The organism is Roseateles sp. (assembly GCF_044373315.1).
Classification (GTDB): domain Bacteria; phylum Pseudomonadota; class Gammaproteobacteria; order Burkholderiales; family Burkholderiaceae_C; genus JACDQM01.
Genome location: NZ_JBILQK010000005.1, coordinates 71,334 through 86,867, shown reverse-complemented (window position 1 = coordinate 86,867; position 15,534 = coordinate 71,334). Strand labels below are relative to the sequence as shown.

The following is a 15,534-nucleotide window of genomic DNA, read 5'->3' as shown; positions in this document are numbered from 1 at the left end:
AGGCGGCACGGCCACGGCGGCTGCCAGGGCTGATCAGGTGCGGAAGACGGCCGAGCTCTCGCTCAGCCGCGCGGCCTGCTCGCGCATGCTTTCGGCTGCCGCGGCGGACTGCTCGACCAGCGCGGCGTTCTGCTGCGTGACCTGATCCAGCTGAAGGATGGCCTGGTTGACGCGGGCGATCTCCTGACTCTGCTGGGCCGAGGAGTCGGCGATCTCGCCGATCAGGCCGGCCACGCGCTGCACCGAGCCTTCGATCTCCTTCATGGCCTCGCCGGCGGCCTGCACCAGATCCGCGCCTGCTGCCACCTGCTCGACCGAGGCGCTGATCAGACCCTTGATGTCCTTGGCCGCTTCGGCCGAGCGCTGTGCCAGATTGCGCACCTCGGAGGCGACCACCGCGAAGCCCTTGCCCTGCTCGCCGGCACGGGCGGCCTCCACCGCGGCATTCAGCGCCAGGATGTTGGTCTGGAAAGCGATGCTGTCGATCATGCCGGTGATGTCTGCAATCTTCTTGGCGCTTGCGTCGATGGCCTGCATGGTGCTGACGACCTGGCCGACCACTGCGCCGCCCTTGGCGGCCGCGGTCGAGGCGCCAGCGGCCAGGCCGTTGGCCTCACGCGCCGAGGCGGCGGTGTTACCCACCGCGTGCGTCAGCTGATCCATCGAGGACGAGGTCTGCTGCAGGCTGGACGCGGTCTGCTCGGTGCGGTTGGACAAGTCCTGGTTGCCGCTGGCGATTTCAGCACTCGCGGTGCCGATGCTTTGCGCTGCGACCTGCACCTGCGAAACGGCCGTTGCGATGCGTGCCATTGCCTGCTGCAACTGCGCCGCCGTTCCCACTGTGGCCCGCATGCCTCCGGTGTCGAGGTTGATGCGCCCGTGGTGTTGCATGCCTTCCACCATGCGGATCAGCTCAGACTGCTCGACGGCGCGCTTGTGCATCTCGATGGCGATGAGAACCTCGAAGGCCGTCTGCACGACCACATAGCCTGCGTGGATCATCACGCGGCCGAAGTTCGGCTCGGTGAGGCAGAAGGTGCCGGCGCCCGCCAACTGCAGGCGGTCGAACAGGATGTGGTGCACAGCGATCACCGCGGCGCCAGTGACGATTGGCGCCCAGTTCCGATAGACCAGCAGGAAGGCCAGCGAGGTGAAGACGCCGAAGTGGTACTCCAGCATGCCCCTGCCGAGCTGGATGTGCAGCGCCACCATGGCCATGGTTATGAAGGCCATGCCATGTGCGCTGACGGCCGTGCCGCCGGCCATGCCGTACAGGCCGCCGGCCAGCAGCAACAGCGGCAGCGCGATGCCCCAGGCCAGGCCGCTCTGGCCCCAGTGCCAGCCGAGCACCAGCGCCAGCAGTGCCTGCAGGCTGATGGCCACGAGCATCAGGCGGTCGGCTTGGCGCCAGGCGGTTTGGCGGGAACTTGTGGTGGTAGAGGAGGTCGACATCGAAGGGGGATCCATTGCAGCTGACCCTTCAGCCTACGCCTGCCGGTCCGCTGCCGGCTGCCGAAAAGTGGCTCTATCCTGGGCTAACTTGAGCGATGGCTGGCGATGGCTTGCGCAAACAGCAGTGCGGCGATGGCACCCAGCGCGGCCAGCACGCCGATCAACGGCAACGGCGCCAGCCAGCCCAGCAACCAGGCGGCTAGCACCGGGCCGGCGGCCTTGGACAGCAGAACCGGCGTGGCCAGCGCACCGTTGATGGCGCCGTATTGCTCGCGGCCATAGAGTTCGGCCGGTAGCGCGCCGCGCACGATGGTCATCATGCCGTTGCCGGCGCCGTAGAGCAGGGCGAACAGCGCGATCCAGGGGCTGGCGCCTTCGGCCAGCAGCAACACCGCCAGCGAGGCCGGCAACAGCCAGAGCGTTAGCGCGCCCAGCCGCGAGGGCCGCACCTGGCCCAGGAAGACGAACTCCAGCACCCGCCCGAGCACCTGCATCGGACCGATCAGCGCGCCCACCCAGGCCGCTTGGGACGGGCTCAGGCCGCGGCTGCCCAGCAGCGTCAGCAGGTGCACGGCCAGGGCCGAGAACACCAGCGTGTTGGCGGTGAAGGCTGCACACAGCCAGCCGAAACCGGGCCGGGCCAGCAGTTCGCGCCAGCGGGTGCGTGGTGGCGCGGCAGCGGCGGCGTGCCTGCCGGCCGGCGCGGCGCGCGGCAGCAGCAGGGCGTGGATCGGCACACACAGCAACAGGTTGATGGCGGCCAGCACCCACAGGGTCTGGCGCCAGTCCAGCGTGTCCAGCAGGCCTTGCGTGAGCGGCCAGAACACGGTGCTGGCGAAGCCGCCGAACAGCGTCAGCACGGTAATGGCCTTGCGCGGCCCCTCCTTGAACAGGCGCGCCAGCACGGCGAAAGCGGGGTCGTAAAGCGTGGCGGCCATCACCGCGCCCAGGCCGGCCCACACCAGGTAGAGCTGCAGCAGGCTCTGCACCTGGCTCAGCAGGGCCAGCAGCGCCGCACCGGCCAGCGAGCCCCAGCTCATCAGCGCATGGCCGCCATGCTGGTCGATCCAGCGGCCGACCGGCGCCGACAGGATCCCCGCCACCAGCAGGGCCAGGGAGAAGGCGCCGACCACCACCGCCTGGCTAGCCTCCAGCTGCTGCTGCAGCGGCTGCATCAGCAGCGCGAAGGCATAGAAGTAGCTGCCCCAGGAGATGATCTGTGCGACACCGAGCGCGCAGACGATCAGCCAGGCCCGCGGCGTCGGGGCGGGCATGGCCTCAGGCGCGGGCTTCGGATTCACCCAGCCACCGGTGCAGCAACAGGCCGGCGGCAGCGCCCAGCAGCTGCGCGACCATGAAGCCAGGCACGCTGGAGGGCGCAATGCCGGCGAAGCTGTCGCTGAACATGCGGCCGAAGGCCGCGGCCGGGTTGGCGAAGGAGGTGGAGGCGGTGAACCAGTAGGCCGCGCCGATATAGGCCGCCACCAGGCTGCTGACGCGGGCCGCAGGCGCGCGCAGGATCACCAGCAGCAGGCCGGCGGTGGCCACAGCCTCGGCCAGCCACTGGGCCGGCCCGTCGCGCAGCTTGGCCGAGAACTGCAACACCGGCAGCTCGAACATCGCATGCGCGAGCCAGGCGCCCAGCATCGCGCCCAGCAGCTGGGCCAGGATGTAGGGCGGCAGCGCACGCTTGTCCAGCTCACCGCGCCAGGCCATCGCCAGGCTGACGGCTGGGTTGAAGTGGGCGCCGCTGATCGGCCCGAACACTTCGATCAGCACATACAGGCCAAAGACCGTGGCCAAGGTGTTGGCCAGCAGAGCCAGGGCCACATTGCCGCCCGCCAGGCGCTCGGCCATGATGCCGGAGCCGATGACGATGGCCAGCAGCAAGGCTGTGCCGAGCACCTCGGCAAGCAGACGATGCCTGAGCCTCATTGCTGTGCAATCTCCGTCAGGGCCTGCTGCAGTTCGGCATTGCCCATGCTGGACAGCGGCAGCTGCAGCAGCTGCAGCATGCGATAGCCAATGGCCTGACGCGTCAGCTCGAAGGCGGCGCGCTTGCCGGCGTCACCGCCCTCGGCATTGGACGGATCGGCATAGCCCCAGTGCACCTTGACCGGCGAGCCAGGCCAGTAGGGGCAGGTCTCGGCAGCAGCGCTGTCGCACACGGTGATGACGATGCGCATCTCGGGCGAGCCGGGTGCGACGAACTCATCCCAGCTCTTGCTGCGATAGGGTGTCACGTCAACGCCGGCCTTGGTCAGCGCTTCCAGTGCGAAGGGGTTGAGGCGGCCGCTGGGCGCGCTGCCGGCGCTGTAGGCGCGCACATCCTTGCCGAGTTTGGCTGCCCAGTGGTTGAGCATGCCTTCGGACAGCACGCTGCGCGCCGAGTTATGGGTGCAGAGGATCAGGACATTGGTGGTCATGGACAGGCAACCTTGGTTTACTGTTGGCCGATGTCGCGCAGTGCCTGCTGCAGCGACAGGCGGTTGAGGCTGCTGATGGGCAGGGCCAGCATCAGCTCGATACGGCGCTTGAGTGCCACCGCGGTGTTCATGAAGGCATGGCTGCGCTGCTCGTCACTGCCTTGTGCGGCAGCGGGATCGGGCAGGCCCCAGTGCGCGCTGATGGGTTGACCGGGCCAGACCGGGCAGGCTTCGCCGGCCGCCTGGTCGCAGACGGTGAAGACGAAGTCCAGTGCCGGCGCATCCGGGCCGGCAAACTCGCTCCAGCTTTTGCTGCGGCAGTTGCCCGAGGGCAGCTGAAGGCGCTGCAGTGTCTGCAGCGTCAGCGGGTTGACGACGCCGGTCGGGTGGCTGCCGGCCGACCAGGCCTGGAACTGGCCCTGGCCCATCTGGTTCAGCAAGGCTTCGGCCAGGATAGAGCGGGCGGAGTTGCCGGTGCAGACGAACAGGACGTTCTTGGGCTTGCCTTGATTCATGGTGACCTCGGCTTCAGCAGCAGGAGGACTTGCCGGCGCTGGCCGGCGGGCAGCAGCCTGCAGCGCTGACCGCCACGGCCTTCGGTGCCGGGGCGCAGCAGGCTGCGGCTTCGGCGGGCTTGGCAGCATCGTCAGCCGGCATGCTGAACAGCGGCACATTGCCCAGCGTGTGGTAATGCTCCCAGGCCAGGCCCTGCGGGTCGGTCACCCAGTACTTGTCGCTGCGGGCATAGCAGCAGGTGGTTTCACCTTCATCGGCCAGGGCCATGTCGGCGGACTCGGCCTGTGCTTTCATCGCGACCAACTCCTCGGCGCTGTCGGTCTGGAAGCCGAGGTGGTCGACGCCGGGTTCGCCGCCGCGCGAGGAGATCGCGAAGTTGATGCGCGGGTCTTCCAGCATCCACTTGGCGTAGTCGCTCTCCTGGCGGGCCGGCGCGGCGCCGAAAAGCTTGGAATAGAAGGCCACACTGCTGCCGAGATCGGCAACGCGGACATGCACATGGAATCGCTTCATGGCGAGGCTCCTTGAATGGGTTTTTCAGCAGGACTTGCTTGGTTTGCAGGCTGCTGCCGGCAGGCAGGCCGTGCCTTGGCAGCAGTTTTCGGTGAGGTAGCCGAGCAGCGCCGTCATCTGATCGAATGCGGCTCGGTAGATCAGGTAGCGGCCATCGCGCTGCTGGCTGACCAGCCCGGCGTTGGCGAGTTCCTTCAGATGGAAGGACAGGGTGGCCGCGGGCAGACCCAGTTGCTCGCTCATCGCACCGGGCGTCAGGCCGGTCTGCCCTGCCACCACCAGCAGCCTGAACAGCTGCAGCCGGGCACCATGGGCCAAGGCAGCCAGGGACTTGATCGCGTCTTGTTCTTCCATAATTCAATGATAGTCGAAATATGGAATTGAAAACAAGCCCGTCGAGCGGGCTTGCTTGGGTCGGCGCCAAGTTCTTCGTCGCGAGCCGTCCGGACTGAGGGCAACGCAGCAGCAGAAGAACTCAGCCAGCCGCGATGCGGCCGGCCAGATGCGCCAAAGCTTCTTCCACCTGGTCGACCAGCACCAGGCACAGATCGCCGGGTTGCAGGCGCTCAAGCGCAGTGTCGATGGCGACGAACTCGCCGCGGATCTCGTCGACACGGCTGGTGCGGCGGGCGCCCTCTAGGCCCTGGCGCAGCAGGGCCAGCACCTCGCCATCCTCGCGGCCGCGCTGGCAGGCGTCCTGGAACAGCAGCACATCGTCAAAGGCCTGGCCCAGGATCTGGGTCTGGATGCGGATGTCCTCGTCGCGGCGGTCGCCGGCGCCGGAGATCACCACCGAGCGCTTCTTGGCCGGCATGGCCTCGACGGCGGCCACCAGAGCGCGCATCGCATCGCCGTTATGGCCATAGTCGGCGATCACTGTGGCGCCGCGGTAGTCCATCACATTGAAACGGCCGGGCGCGTTGTCAGCGTCGTTGGCGAAGCTGGCTAGGCCACGGCGCACCGTGTCCCAGTCCAGCCCCACACCCCAGGCGGCGGCCACGGAGGCCATGGCGTTCTCGACCTGGAAGCCGATGGTGCCGCTGCGGGTGATCGGGATGTCGCGCAGCGGGATGCTTTCGCGCCAGGAGCCTTGCGCGGCCACCAGTTGATCGCCGTCCACATAGACGCAGCGCTTGCCCTGGGCGCGGTGCGTGGCCATCAGCGGGTGATGGCGGTCGGCAGCGAAGAAGATGACCTGGCCGTGGCACACACCCGCCATGGCAGCCACCACCGGGTCGGCGGCATTCAGCACCGCGTAGCCGGTGGGGGCGACGTTCTGCACGATCACGCGCTTGACCAGGGCCAGTTCGTCGACGGTGTTGAGGAAGTTCATGCCCAGATGGTCGCCATCGCCGAGGTTGGTGACCACGGCCACCTGACAGCGATCAAAGCCCAGGCCTTCGCGCAGAATGCCGCCGCGCGCGGTCTCGAACACCGCGGCCTCGACATCGGGGTGCATCAGCACATTGCGCGCGCTCTTCGGGCCCGAGCAGTCGCCGCTGTCGATCTGGCGGCCGTCCACATAGACGCCGTCGGTATTGGTCATGCCCACGCGCAGGCCGCAGGTGGCGAACAGGTGTGCGATCAGGCGCGTGGTCGTGGTCTTGCCATTCGTGCCGGTGACGGCCACCACCGGGATGCGGCCGTCCTCGCTTTTGTGGCCGTGGCCGTAGAGGTGGGCGATGATGGCTTCGCCGACATTGCGGCCCTTGCCATAGCTGGGGCTCAGGTGCATACGCAAGCCCGGCGCGGCGTTGACCTCGACGATGCCGCCGCTCTGTTCTTCGAGCGGTTGCAGCACGCCTTCGGCCACCACGTCGACGCCGCAGACATGCAGGCCGACGACCTGGGCTGCGGCGATGGCGCGTGCGGCCACCTCGGGATGCACATCGTCCGTCACATCGGTGGCGGTGCCGCCGGTGGACAGGTTGGCGTTGTTGCGCAGGATCACGCGGCGGCCCTTGTCGGGCACAGAGTCCGGTGTCAGGCCTTGCAGTTCCAGACGCGCCACGGCGATGTCATCGAAGCGGATCTTGGTCAGCGAGGTGGCATGGCCGTCGCCGCGCTTGGGGTCGGCGTTGACCTTGTCGACCAGCTGCTTGACGGTCAGCACGCCGTCACCGATCACATGCGGTGGGTCGCGGCGCGCGGCGGCCACCAGCTTGTCGCCGACCACCAGCAGGCGGTAGTCGCTGCCAGGCAGGAACTTCTCGACCATCACCTGGCCGATCTCGTCAGCGGCCTTGTAGGCGATCTCCATGTGCTCGCGGCTGGCGACGTTGACCGTGACGCCCTTGCCCTGGTTGCCGTCCTGCGGCTTGACTACCACCGGCAGGCCCACTTCGAGCGCAGCGGCCCAGGCGTCATCGACCGAGTCCACCGGGCGCCCGATTGGCACCGGCACACCGGCGGCCTGCAGCAGGCGTTTGGAGAGATCCTTGTCTTGCGCGATCGATTCCGAGACGGCACTCGTCGCATCGACCTCGGCCGCCCAGATGCGGCGCTGCTTGGCGCCCCAGCCGAACTGCACCAGGCTGCCCTGGGTCAGGCGGCGATATGGCACTCCGCGCTTGACAGCGGCCTCGACGATGGAACCGGTCGAGGGGCCGAGTCGCACGTCTTCGTCGGTCTCGCGCAGGCGCTTGAGCGAGGCATCAGCGTCAAAGTTGCCGCTCGTGGCGGCGGCCGTCACCAGGGCCACGGCGTCCTCGAAGGCCATGCGGCCGACGTCTTCTTCGCTGTACTCCACCACCACTTGGTAGCTGCCAGGCTCGGAGGTGATGTGGGTGTGGCTGAAGGTCACCGGGCAGCCGGCCTGGGCTTGCAGTGCCAGCGCGGCCTGTTCCAACACATGGGCCAGCGAGATGTCGATTTTCTGGGCGCTGGCCGGGCGCAGCGCGCCGATGGCCGGAAACAGCGCGCGCAGCCGGGCTTCGAAACCATTCAGGTCGGCGATCGCGCGTTCATGCGCTTCGCAGCGGACCACTGCCTCGATGGCCGTGTGGCGGCTCCACATATTCGGGCCGCGCAACGCGCGGATGCGGGAGACTTCCATGGTGCGTCGTCTTTCGGAGGGTCAGGTCGGGTTCAGTGCGTGAGCTCGGGCACGAAGGTGTCCAGGCCTGCGGAGATCAGTTCGGGCGGGATGTTCATGGCCCAGGCCGTGGCGACAGCAGCCAGCAGCGTGCGCCGGTCGATGTCGATGCCGGCAGCGCTGTAGCGCTTGTGCAGCGCGTCCAGATTGGCGCCCGAAGTCTCGGAGGCGCCATCGGCCAGCATCGCGGCACCGCCATGCAGGAAGACCGCGCGGCCCCCGTTTGCGCGGTGCGCGCTCAGCGTCTCGTTGCCGGCATCGGGCGCGTAGAACACCACATCGCCGTCGCACAGCGGAGCCATTTCAACCAGCTTGGGCTGTTCGGCGTTCAGCACGGCAACGCCGTCAGGCAGCACCACGTCGATCTGGGTGCGCAGGACCTTGAACAGCTGGTCCTCGGTGCGCACATCGAAGGCGTCGAGCTGACCGAGTGCTGCCATGTCGGTGACCACGCCGACATGGCAGCGGTCGTAGGCCAGGCCGTCCTTGAGGATGGAGGCGGCATCGTTCTCAGCCACCATGGCGTCGACGCCGCGGTTCATCAGCAGGCGATGGCCGGCTGCCCAGTTGGCGCTGTTGCGACGTTCCACCCGCCGCGTGCCGAGGAACAGGCCGTCGCCGCAGGCCAGGCCCACATGACGGCCGTTGAGGTGCAGCAGCCAAGCTACCAGGCGGGCGATGTGCTTGCCGCCCTGTGAGGCGGCCACGCCGACGATGGGAATGCGGCCGTTCTCTTCGCTGGCGAACAGGTGGTCGATGATGGCGTGGCCGACCGGCTGGGGCATGCCCTCGGCTGGCTTCAGGTGCATCAGCAGGCCGGGGCCGGCGTTGACTTCAACGATGGCGCCGCCGGTCTCGCTGAGCGGCCGCGAGATGTCCTCGCAGACCAGGTCGACGCCGGCGATATCCAGGCCGATGGTGCGGGCGGCCAAGGCCACGGCGTGGGCCACATCGGCGTGGACCTGCGCGGTGCAGTCGATGGCGACGTTGCCGTTGCGCTGGATCAGCACGCGCTGGCCGGCGGCCGGCACGGCTGTTGGGCCGAGACCTTGGCGCTGCAGATCGAGCAGCACGACTGGGTCTTCGGAGATGTCGATGCGGTTGAGCGGGAAGTCTTCGGTGGTGCCGCGGCGCGGGTCGGTGTTGATCTGCAGATCGATCAGCTGCACGACGGTGTGCTGGCCATCGCCGGTGACCCAGGCCTCGTCGCCACGCGCTGCGGCCACCACCTGGCCACCCACCACCAGCAGGCGGTGCTCGTTGCCGGGGATGTAGCGCTCGACCAGCACCTCGGAGCCTTCCTTGTCGGCAACATGGAAGGCGGCCGCCACGTCATCCTGCTTGCGCAGGTCCAGCGTGACGCCGCGGCCGTGGTTGCCGTCAGAGGGCTTGACGACCACAGGCAGGCCCAGGTCTTGTGCGGCCTCCCAGGCGGCCTCTGCCGTCTTGACGGCCACGCCTTCAGGCACGGGTACGCCTACCGACTTCAGCAGTGATTTGGTCAGGTCCTTGTCGCGGGCGATGCCTTCGGCGATCGCGCTGGTCATGTCGGTTTCCGCCGTCCAGATGCGGCGCTGACGCGCGCCATGGCCCAGCTGCACCAGATTGCCGTCATTCAGGCGGATATGCGGGATGCGCCGCTCAGTGGCCGCGGCAACGATGGCGGCGGTCGAGGGGCCCAGGTAGCAGTCGTCCAGCTTGTCGCGCACCCGGGCCACCGCGGCGCCGACATCGAAGGGCTCGTCATTGATGGTCGCCATCAGCAGCGCATGGCCCTCGGCCAGTGCACAGCGCGCCACCTGCTCGTCACGGGCGCGGAACACCATGCGGTAGACGCCGTGCGTGGAGGTGGAGCGGGTCTGACCGAAGCCGGTGGGCATGCCGGAGAGGTTCAGCAGCTCGATCACCACATGCTCCAGCACATGGCCCATCCAGGTGCCGTCGGTCAGGCGTTCGAGGAAGCCGCCGCGCTCGCCAACGCCGCAGTGGTGCTCAATGAGTGCCGGCAGCCGCTGCGTCAGACGTTCGTTGAAACCGGGCAGCAGGTGCGAGGGATGGTCTTCCAGGGTCCCCAGGTCGAGCCAGGTTTCCAGTGCCGGCCGGTAGGTCCACATATTGGGACCACGCAGGTAGTTGACCTGCAAAAGCTTGATGTCGTCGTGTCTGCTCATGGAAAAAGCGCCTGGATTGGGCCTGGACGGCGTGCCGGAAATGGGCAAGGTTGCAATTGTGCTCGTTTCGGGGCCGGCTGGCGCCGGTCGCGGGTGTTAGTGCCCGCTTCTCGCTATTGATGCCTTGATCGGTGAAAATCCATGCTTAGCAAGGCGCCGATTTGCGCCCAGAGCCCGCCCGGGCAGCGTAGGCGAAGAAAAAGAATGCAGCATCACCATCCTGTTGTCGGGCCGGAACAGCATCCGGAATTGGCCGCCGTCCAGTCACGTCTTATGCCAGATGAGAACGTTCTGGCCAGCCTGGACGTTGACCTGGATTCGCGTTTGAGCTTTGCGCGCGGCCTGCTGGTGTTGAGCAACAAGCGGTTGCTGGGCTGGGATCCCACTGGCAAGCAGTGGTCTGAATGGCAGATCAGCCCGGAGATGCAACTGCGCATCTCCGACCATGCCGGGGTCGGCAGCCTGGAACTTGTGGGGCCTTCGCAACGATTTGCGCTGTGGCGCTTCACTTTGCAAGTGAACCTGCAGGCCCAGCGCCTTGCTGAGCAGTTCGAACGACTGCAAGCGCAAGGCTCCGGTAGCGCCGAGAGCAGCGAGGACGACGCGGAGTACTGCCCCAGTTGCCATGCGCCGCTGCCCCCTGAGAGTGAGGAATGCCCGAGCTGTGCACGCGAACTGCACACGCCGCCCTCCACCTGGGTGTTGCTGCGGCTGGGCCGATTCGCCAAGCCCTACCAGTGGCAATTGCTGCTGGGCTTTGCGCTGATGCTGGGCTCGACGGCTGCGACGCTGGTCGCGCCCTACCTCTCGATGCCGCTGATGGACGAGGTGCTGATTCCCTTCCAGCAAGGGCACAAGATCGACGCCGGACTGGTAGGGCTCTACCTGGGCGGACTGTTTGCTGCAGCCCTGGTGTCCTGGCTGCTGGGCTGGGCCAAGACCTACATCCTGGCGCTGGCCTCGGAGCGGATCGCAGCCGATCTGCGGACTGCCACCTTTGAGCACCTGCTGAGCCTGTCGCTGGAGTACTTCGGCAACAAGCGCACGGGCGACCTGATGGCGCGTATCGGCAGCGAGACCGACCGCATCAGCGTGTTCCTGTCCCTGCATGCGCTGGACTTCATCACCGATGTGCTGATGCTGGTGATGACAGCGGCCATCCTGTTCTCGATCAATCCCTGGCTGGCGCTGGCCACGCTGCTGCCGCTGCCCTTCATCGGCTGGATGATCCACATGGTGCGCGACCGCCTGCGCACCGGCTTCGAGAAGATCGATCGCGTCTGGGGTGAGGTGACCTCGGTGCTGGCCGACACCATCCCGGGCATTCGCGTCGTGAAGGCTTTCGCGCAGGAAAAGCGTGAGGCGCAGCGCTTCCGCGATGCCAACCGTCACAACCTTGAGGTGAACGACCGGCTCAACAAGACCTGGAGCCTGTTCACACCCACGGTCTCCTTGCTGACCGAGATCGGGCTGCTGGTGGTCTGGGCGTTCGGCATCTATCTGGTGGCCGGTGGTGACATCACCGTCGGCGTGCTGACTGCCTTCATCGCCTACATCGGACGCTTCTACGGCCGGCTTGATTCGATGAGCCGCATCGTCTCGGTGACGCAGAAGGCGGCGGCAGGCGCCAAGCGCATCTTCGACATCCTGGACCACCAGTCGAATGTGCCGGAGCCGACCCAGCCGGTGCAGCTGACCAAGGTTGAAGGCGGGCTGCAGATTCAGGACATTGGCTTCCGCTACGGTAACCGCGCAGTGATCCGCGGCGTGTCGCTGGACATCAAGCCGGGCGAGATGATCGGCCTGGTCGGGCACAGCGGTTCAGGCAAGAGCACGCTGGTCAATCTGATCTGCCGCTTCTACGACGTCACCGAAGGCGCCATCCGCATGGACGGCGTCGATCTGCGCCGCATCGCCGTGGCCGACTACCGCAGCCATATCGGTCTGGTGCTGCAGGAACCCTTCCTGTTCTTCGGCACCATTGCCGAGAACATCGCCTACGGCAAGCCGGACGCCAGCCGCGAGGAGATCGTGGCCGCCGCGCGCGCCGCGCATGCGCATGAGTTCATCCTGCGCCTGCCGCAAGGCTATGACTCGCTGGTGGGCGAGCGCGGCCAGGGCCTGTCGGGCGGCGAGCGCCAGCGCATTTCGATCGCGCGCGCCTTGCTGATCAATCCGCGCCTGCTGATCCTGGACGAGGCCACCTCGGCGGTGGACACCGAGACCGAGAAGGAAATCCAGAAGGCGCTGGACAACCTGGTGAAGGGGCGTACCACGATTGCCATCGCGCACCGGCTCTCGACCTTGCGCAAGGCCGACCGCCTGGTGGTGATGGACCGCGGCCAGATCGTTGAGGTCGGTCCGCATGACGAGCTGATGGCCCAGCAGGGCGCCTACTGGCGCCTGTATGAAGCGCAGGCAAGGCGTGCTGAAGCGGAGGCGCAGGAAGAGTCGGAGCCCGAGATGCCCGAGTTGCCGCCCAACCCCAATGCCCATACCGAGGAGCAGCGATGAGCGCCTCTTACAAGCAACTGTCTCGCAATTCCTTCGGGCGCCTGGTGCTGGTGGACCTGCAGGGTGTCGAGCATGTCGGCGTGAGCCCGGTGCGTGCGCATCCGATCTCGGCGCCCGACGAAGGCATTTCGTTGATCGGTACAGACGGGCATGAGCTGGCCTGGATCGAGCGCCTGTCGGCACTGCCGGCGGCTGAGCGCGAATTGCTTGACGCCGAGTTCGCCAGCCGTGAATTCACGCCAACCGTGCAGGCCATTCTTTCGGTCTCGACCTTTTCCACCCCCAGCCAATGGACGGTGTCCACGGACCGGGGCGAAACCCGCTTCATCCTGCGGACCGAGGAGGACATCCGCCGCCTCGCGCAAGGCCGGCTGCTGATCTCCAGCAGCCACGGCATCCAGTTCCAGGTGCCGGACCGGTTTGCGCTGGACCGGCAGTCGAAGAAGCTGCTCGAGCGTTTTCTCTAGGCGCCAGGGGCCTTCGGCGCAGACGCCTAGAACGGCAGCCAACTCTGCCCGAGTTGCCATGCGCCCCAGGCCAGTGTTGCGGTGAAGCTCACGGCCAGCACGCTGACCACGCCACCGAGCAGCATCAACGCGCCGTCCCGGAAGACCATGCCCAGGCCGAACAGGCTGATGGCGATGGCTGGCAGCACGTTGCCGAAGGGGATGGGCAGGATGATCAGGCCTGACATCAGCGCCACTGTCAGCGCCGTTGCTCGCCGAGCGGCAGATCCAAAGGCCGCGCTCAGGCGCTGCCGCGCAGCGCGCCCGGCGATGTCGTACATCGTGGCTTGAAGGTTGAGCACTTTGCGTGCCCAGCGCGCCGGCATGCAGAAGCCTGCAACGCGATCCGGAAGACTCAGCTCTTCCTGCTGGCGCCAAAGGCCCAGCGACAGGCCGACCAAGCCCATGCCCAGCACCGTGCCGACGCCCGCCACAGGCAGCATGCAAGGCAGGGACAGCAGGATCAGCAGCGAGCCAATGGCAGCCCGGCCCTGCAGGGCAGCGAGCTCGCCGACCGCAACGCTCTGCTCGCCAAGGCTGCGGGCAGCTGTCCTCAAACGGTGCGGTAGCGAACTCTGCATCAGATCAACCTGTCCTGCTTCACTCGTCCGAGCTGCCGCCCATGCCAAACAAGGCGAGCAGCGCGCTGAACATGTTGTAGATCGACAGGTACAGGCCGACGGTTGCGAGCACATAGTTGGTCTCGCCACCGTTCACGATGCGGCTGGTTTCCATCAGCATCAGGCCGGCCGACAGCAGGGCCACCATCGCAGCCACGGCCAGGGCCAGTGCCGGGATCTTGAAGAAGGCTGCTGCCAAGCCTGCGACCAGCGCGATCACCATGCCGATCAGCAGGAAGCTGCCCATGAAACTGAAGTCGCGCTTGCTCACCAGAGCGAAGGCTGACAGCGTCAGGAAGCTCACGCCGGTGGCAGCCAAGGCCATGGCCACGCTGTGACCGCCGCCGGGCAGCGAGAGCACCGCCGTCAACTGGGGCGCGATGGTGTAGCCGAGGAAGCCGGTCAGCGCAAAGATGGCGGGCAGCGACCAGGCGCTGTTCTGCAGCTTGTGAACCAGGAACAGCAGACCGAAGCTGCCGACCAGGCTGATCAGCAGGCCGGGGGCGGGCGCCTTCATGGCCACGGCAGCGCTGGCGGTCAAGGCGCTGAACAGCAAGGTGAGCGACAGCAGCGCGTAGGTGTTGCGCAGCACGCGTTGAACGGCCGGGCTGTGACGGCTGGCCTGGGTGACGGACGAGTGCTGGTGCGCACCCAGGGTCTGGGCGGCTTGGTTCGAGTTCAGAGGTTCCATGAGGGGTCTCCTGCAGTAGGGACGGAAAGGGTCAGCGGCACGATAGCCGTCAAGGCCAGCACAAAAAAGCAGAGAATGGCTGATCAAGACTTCCGGGAATTAGAAATGAGTCAAGGCTTCAACTACAAGCACCTCTACTATTTTTGGGTGGTCGCCAAGGAGGGCGGTGTCTCTCGCGCAGCTGAGCGCCTGGGCATGGCGGTGCAGACAGTCAGCACCCAGGTGCGGGAGTTGGAGCGGGCGCTGGGCTACACCTTGCTCAAGCCGGCCGGCCGAGGGTTGGCGCTGACCGAGGCCGGCCAGGCGGCCATGCGCCAGGCCGAGCAGATCTTTCAGCTGGGCATGGAGTTGCCGGGCGTGGTGGCGGATGCGGTGGCAGCCCCGTCGATGCGACTGGCGGTGGGCATCTCCAACGGCCTGCCCAAGCTGCTGGTGCGACAACTGCTGCGGCCTGTGCTGGACGAGCCAAACCTGCGCCTACTCTGTCACGAAGACCGTTTCGAGGACCTCCTGGCTGAGCTGGCCCTGCACCGCCTTGATGTGGTGCTGGCGGACCGGCCTGCGCCCAGCAACCCGAATCTGAAGCTCTACAGCCATTCGCTGGGTAGCTCGCCGGTGGCCTGGTTTGCGCCGGCCGAATTGCTGGAGGAAGCCCGGCGGGAGTTTCCGGCATCACTGGCGCGCGTTCCCGTGCTGCTGCCGACTACCCATGCTGGCGTCAGGGCTCGGCTCGACCAGTGGTTTGAGCGTCAGGGCGTCAAGCCCCGCATCGTCGGCGAGTTTGAGGATGCAGCCCTGCTCGCGACCTTCGGTGCCGGTGGCATGGGTGTGTTCCCCGCGGCTGATCTGGCACATGCCAAGCTGGCCGAGCGCTACCGTTTGAGCCGCGTCGCGCTGTGCGACGGGGTCGACGAGCACTTTTATGCCATCGACACGGCCAAGCGCGTGGCCCATCCCTTGGTGAGACGGCTGCTGCCGGCGGCCGACGGAGCCGATTGACGCGTGGCGGACCTTGATATCCGTTCAGACCC

The 15,534-nt window shown here is 66.9% G+C and carries 14 protein-coding genes; 3 read left to right on the top strand and 11 right to left on the bottom strand.

What is annotated here, in order from left to right:
- Window positions 1–33 precede the first annotated feature (33 nt).
- The 9 genes from ACIQ67_RS02600 to cphA (ACIQ67_RS02560) form a co-directional block, all read right to left on the bottom strand.
- On the bottom strand, window positions 34–1,452 hold the full coding sequence (locus ACIQ67_RS02600; RefSeq protein ID WP_397532790.1) for a methyl-accepting chemotaxis protein: 1,419 nt from the start codon (window positions 1,450–1,452) through the stop codon (window positions 34–36).
- A gap of 83 nt (window positions 1,453–1,535) precedes the next feature.
- Window positions 1,536–2,726: an MFS transporter gene (locus ACIQ67_RS02595; RefSeq protein ID WP_397532789.1), complete on the bottom strand. Its 1,191-nt coding sequence runs from the start codon at window positions 2,724–2,726 to the stop codon at window positions 1,536–1,538.
- A 4-nt stretch (window positions 2,727–2,730) separates the two neighbouring features.
- Window positions 2,731–3,387: an aquaporin gene (locus tag ACIQ67_RS02590; RefSeq protein ID WP_397532788.1), complete on the bottom strand. Its 657-nt coding sequence runs from the start codon at window positions 3,385–3,387 to the stop codon at window positions 2,731–2,733.
- Complete coding sequence (locus ACIQ67_RS02585) at window positions 3,384–3,878, bottom strand: arsenate reductase ArsC (protein WP_397532787.1); 495 nt, start codon at window positions 3,876–3,878, stop codon at window positions 3,384–3,386. The genes ACIQ67_RS02590 and ACIQ67_RS02585 overlap by 4 nt, the downstream gene beginning before the upstream one ends.
- A 17-nt stretch (window positions 3,879–3,895) precedes the next feature.
- Complete coding sequence (locus tag ACIQ67_RS02580; RefSeq protein ID WP_397532786.1) at window positions 3,896–4,393, bottom strand: arsenate reductase ArsC; 498 nt, start codon at window positions 4,391–4,393, stop codon at window positions 3,896–3,898.
- A gap of 13 nt (window positions 4,394–4,406) precedes the next feature.
- The gene (locus ACIQ67_RS02575; RefSeq protein WP_397532785.1) at window positions 4,407–4,907 is read right to left on the bottom strand and encodes an ArsI/CadI family heavy metal resistance metalloenzyme; all 501 of its coding nucleotides are present in this window, start codon (window positions 4,905–4,907) and stop codon (window positions 4,407–4,409) included.
- A 24-nt stretch (window positions 4,908–4,931) separates the two neighbouring features.
- Complete coding sequence (locus ACIQ67_RS02570) at window positions 4,932–5,261, bottom strand: ArsR/SmtB family transcription factor (RefSeq protein WP_397532784.1); 330 nt, start codon at window positions 5,259–5,261, stop codon at window positions 4,932–4,934.
- Between the two features lie 121 nt (window positions 5,262–5,382).
- Window positions 5,383–7,962: a cyanophycin synthetase gene (gene cphA, locus ACIQ67_RS02565; protein ID WP_397532783.1), complete on the bottom strand. Its 2,580-nt coding sequence runs from the start codon at window positions 7,960–7,962 to the stop codon at window positions 5,383–5,385.
- A 32-nt stretch (window positions 7,963–7,994) separates the two neighbouring features.
- Window positions 7,995–10,172, bottom strand: a complete 2,178-nt coding sequence (cphA, locus tag ACIQ67_RS02560; RefSeq protein WP_397532782.1) for a cyanophycin synthetase — start codon at window positions 10,170–10,172, stop codon at window positions 7,995–7,997.
- A gap of 204 nt (window positions 10,173–10,376) precedes the next feature.
- Between cphA (ACIQ67_RS02560) and ACIQ67_RS02555 the strand changes: the two genes are divergently transcribed.
- The gene (locus tag ACIQ67_RS02555) at window positions 10,377–12,686 is read left to right on the top strand and encodes an ABC transporter ATP-binding protein (protein ID WP_397532781.1); all 2,310 of its coding nucleotides are present in this window, start codon (window positions 10,377–10,379) and stop codon (window positions 12,684–12,686) included.
- The gene (locus ACIQ67_RS02550) at window positions 12,683–13,153 is read left to right on the top strand and encodes a DUF1854 domain-containing protein (RefSeq protein ID WP_397532780.1); all 471 of its coding nucleotides are present in this window, start codon (window positions 12,683–12,685) and stop codon (window positions 13,151–13,153) included. Before ACIQ67_RS02555 ends, ACIQ67_RS02550 begins: the two co-directional genes overlap by 4 nt.
- A 26-nt stretch (window positions 13,154–13,179) precedes the next feature.
- Here the strand turns inward: ACIQ67_RS02550 and ACIQ67_RS02545 are convergent, their stop codons facing one another.
- Window positions 13,180–13,773 carry an exopolysaccharide biosynthesis protein gene (locus ACIQ67_RS02545; protein WP_397532779.1) on the bottom strand — a complete coding sequence of 198 codons (594 nt, stop codon included), beginning with the start codon at window positions 13,771–13,773 and terminating at the stop codon, window positions 13,180–13,182.
- A gap of 19 nt (window positions 13,774–13,792) precedes the next feature.
- Window positions 13,793–14,503: a Bax inhibitor-1/YccA family protein gene (locus ACIQ67_RS02540; protein WP_397532778.1), complete on the bottom strand. Its 711-nt coding sequence runs from the start codon at window positions 14,501–14,503 to the stop codon at window positions 13,793–13,795.
- 105 nt (window positions 14,504–14,608) lie between these two features.
- Here ACIQ67_RS02540 and ACIQ67_RS02535 point away from each other — a divergent pair, with 105 nt between their 5' ends.
- Entirely contained in the window at window positions 14,609–15,502 is an 894-nt protein-coding gene (locus tag ACIQ67_RS02535; RefSeq protein WP_397532777.1) for a LysR family transcriptional regulator, read from the top strand.
- Window positions 15,503–15,534 lie beyond the last annotated feature (32 nt).

Coding starts and splice junctions, on each gene's coding strand:
- ACIQ67_RS02600 (WP_397532790.1), bottom strand. CDS start 1,452: ATGTCGACCTCCTCTACCACCACAAGTTCCCGCCAAACCGCCTGGCGC.
- ACIQ67_RS02595 (WP_397532789.1), bottom strand. CDS start 2,726: ATGCCCGCCCCGACGCCGCGGGCCTGGCTGATCGTCTGCGCGCTCGGT.
- ACIQ67_RS02590 (WP_397532788.1), bottom strand. CDS start 3,387: ATGAGGCTCAGGCATCGTCTGCTTGCCGAGGTGCTCGGCACAGCCTTG.
- ACIQ67_RS02585 (WP_397532787.1), bottom strand. CDS start 3,878: ATGACCACCAATGTCCTGATCCTCTGCACCCATAACTCGGCGCGCAGC.
- ACIQ67_RS02580 (WP_397532786.1), bottom strand. CDS start 4,393: ATGAATCAAGGCAAGCCCAAGAACGTCCTGTTCGTCTGCACCGGCAAC.
- ACIQ67_RS02575 (WP_397532785.1), bottom strand. CDS start 4,907: ATGAAGCGATTCCATGTGCATGTCCGCGTTGCCGATCTCGGCAGCAGT.
- ACIQ67_RS02570 (WP_397532784.1), bottom strand. CDS start 5,261: ATGGAAGAACAAGACGCGATCAAGTCCCTGGCTGCCTTGGCCCATGGT.
- cphA (WP_397532783.1), bottom strand. CDS start 7,962: ATGGAAGTCTCCCGCATCCGCGCGTTGCGCGGCCCGAATATGTGGAGC.
- cphA (WP_397532782.1), bottom strand. CDS start 10,172: ATGAGCAGACACGACGACATCAAGCTTTTGCAGGTCAACTACCTGCGT.
- ACIQ67_RS02555 (WP_397532781.1), top strand. CDS start 10,377: ATGCAGCATCACCATCCTGTTGTCGGGCCGGAACAGCATCCGGAATTG.
- ACIQ67_RS02550 (WP_397532780.1), top strand. CDS start 12,683: ATGAGCGCCTCTTACAAGCAACTGTCTCGCAATTCCTTCGGGCGCCTG.
- ACIQ67_RS02545 (WP_397532779.1), bottom strand. CDS start 13,773: ATGCAGAGTTCGCTACCGCACCGTTTGAGGACAGCTGCCCGCAGCCTT.
- ACIQ67_RS02540 (WP_397532778.1), bottom strand. CDS start 14,503: ATGGAACCTCTGAACTCGAACCAAGCCGCCCAGACCCTGGGTGCGCAC.
- ACIQ67_RS02535 (WP_397532777.1), top strand. CDS start 14,609: ATGAGTCAAGGCTTCAACTACAAGCACCTCTACTATTTTTGGGTGGTC.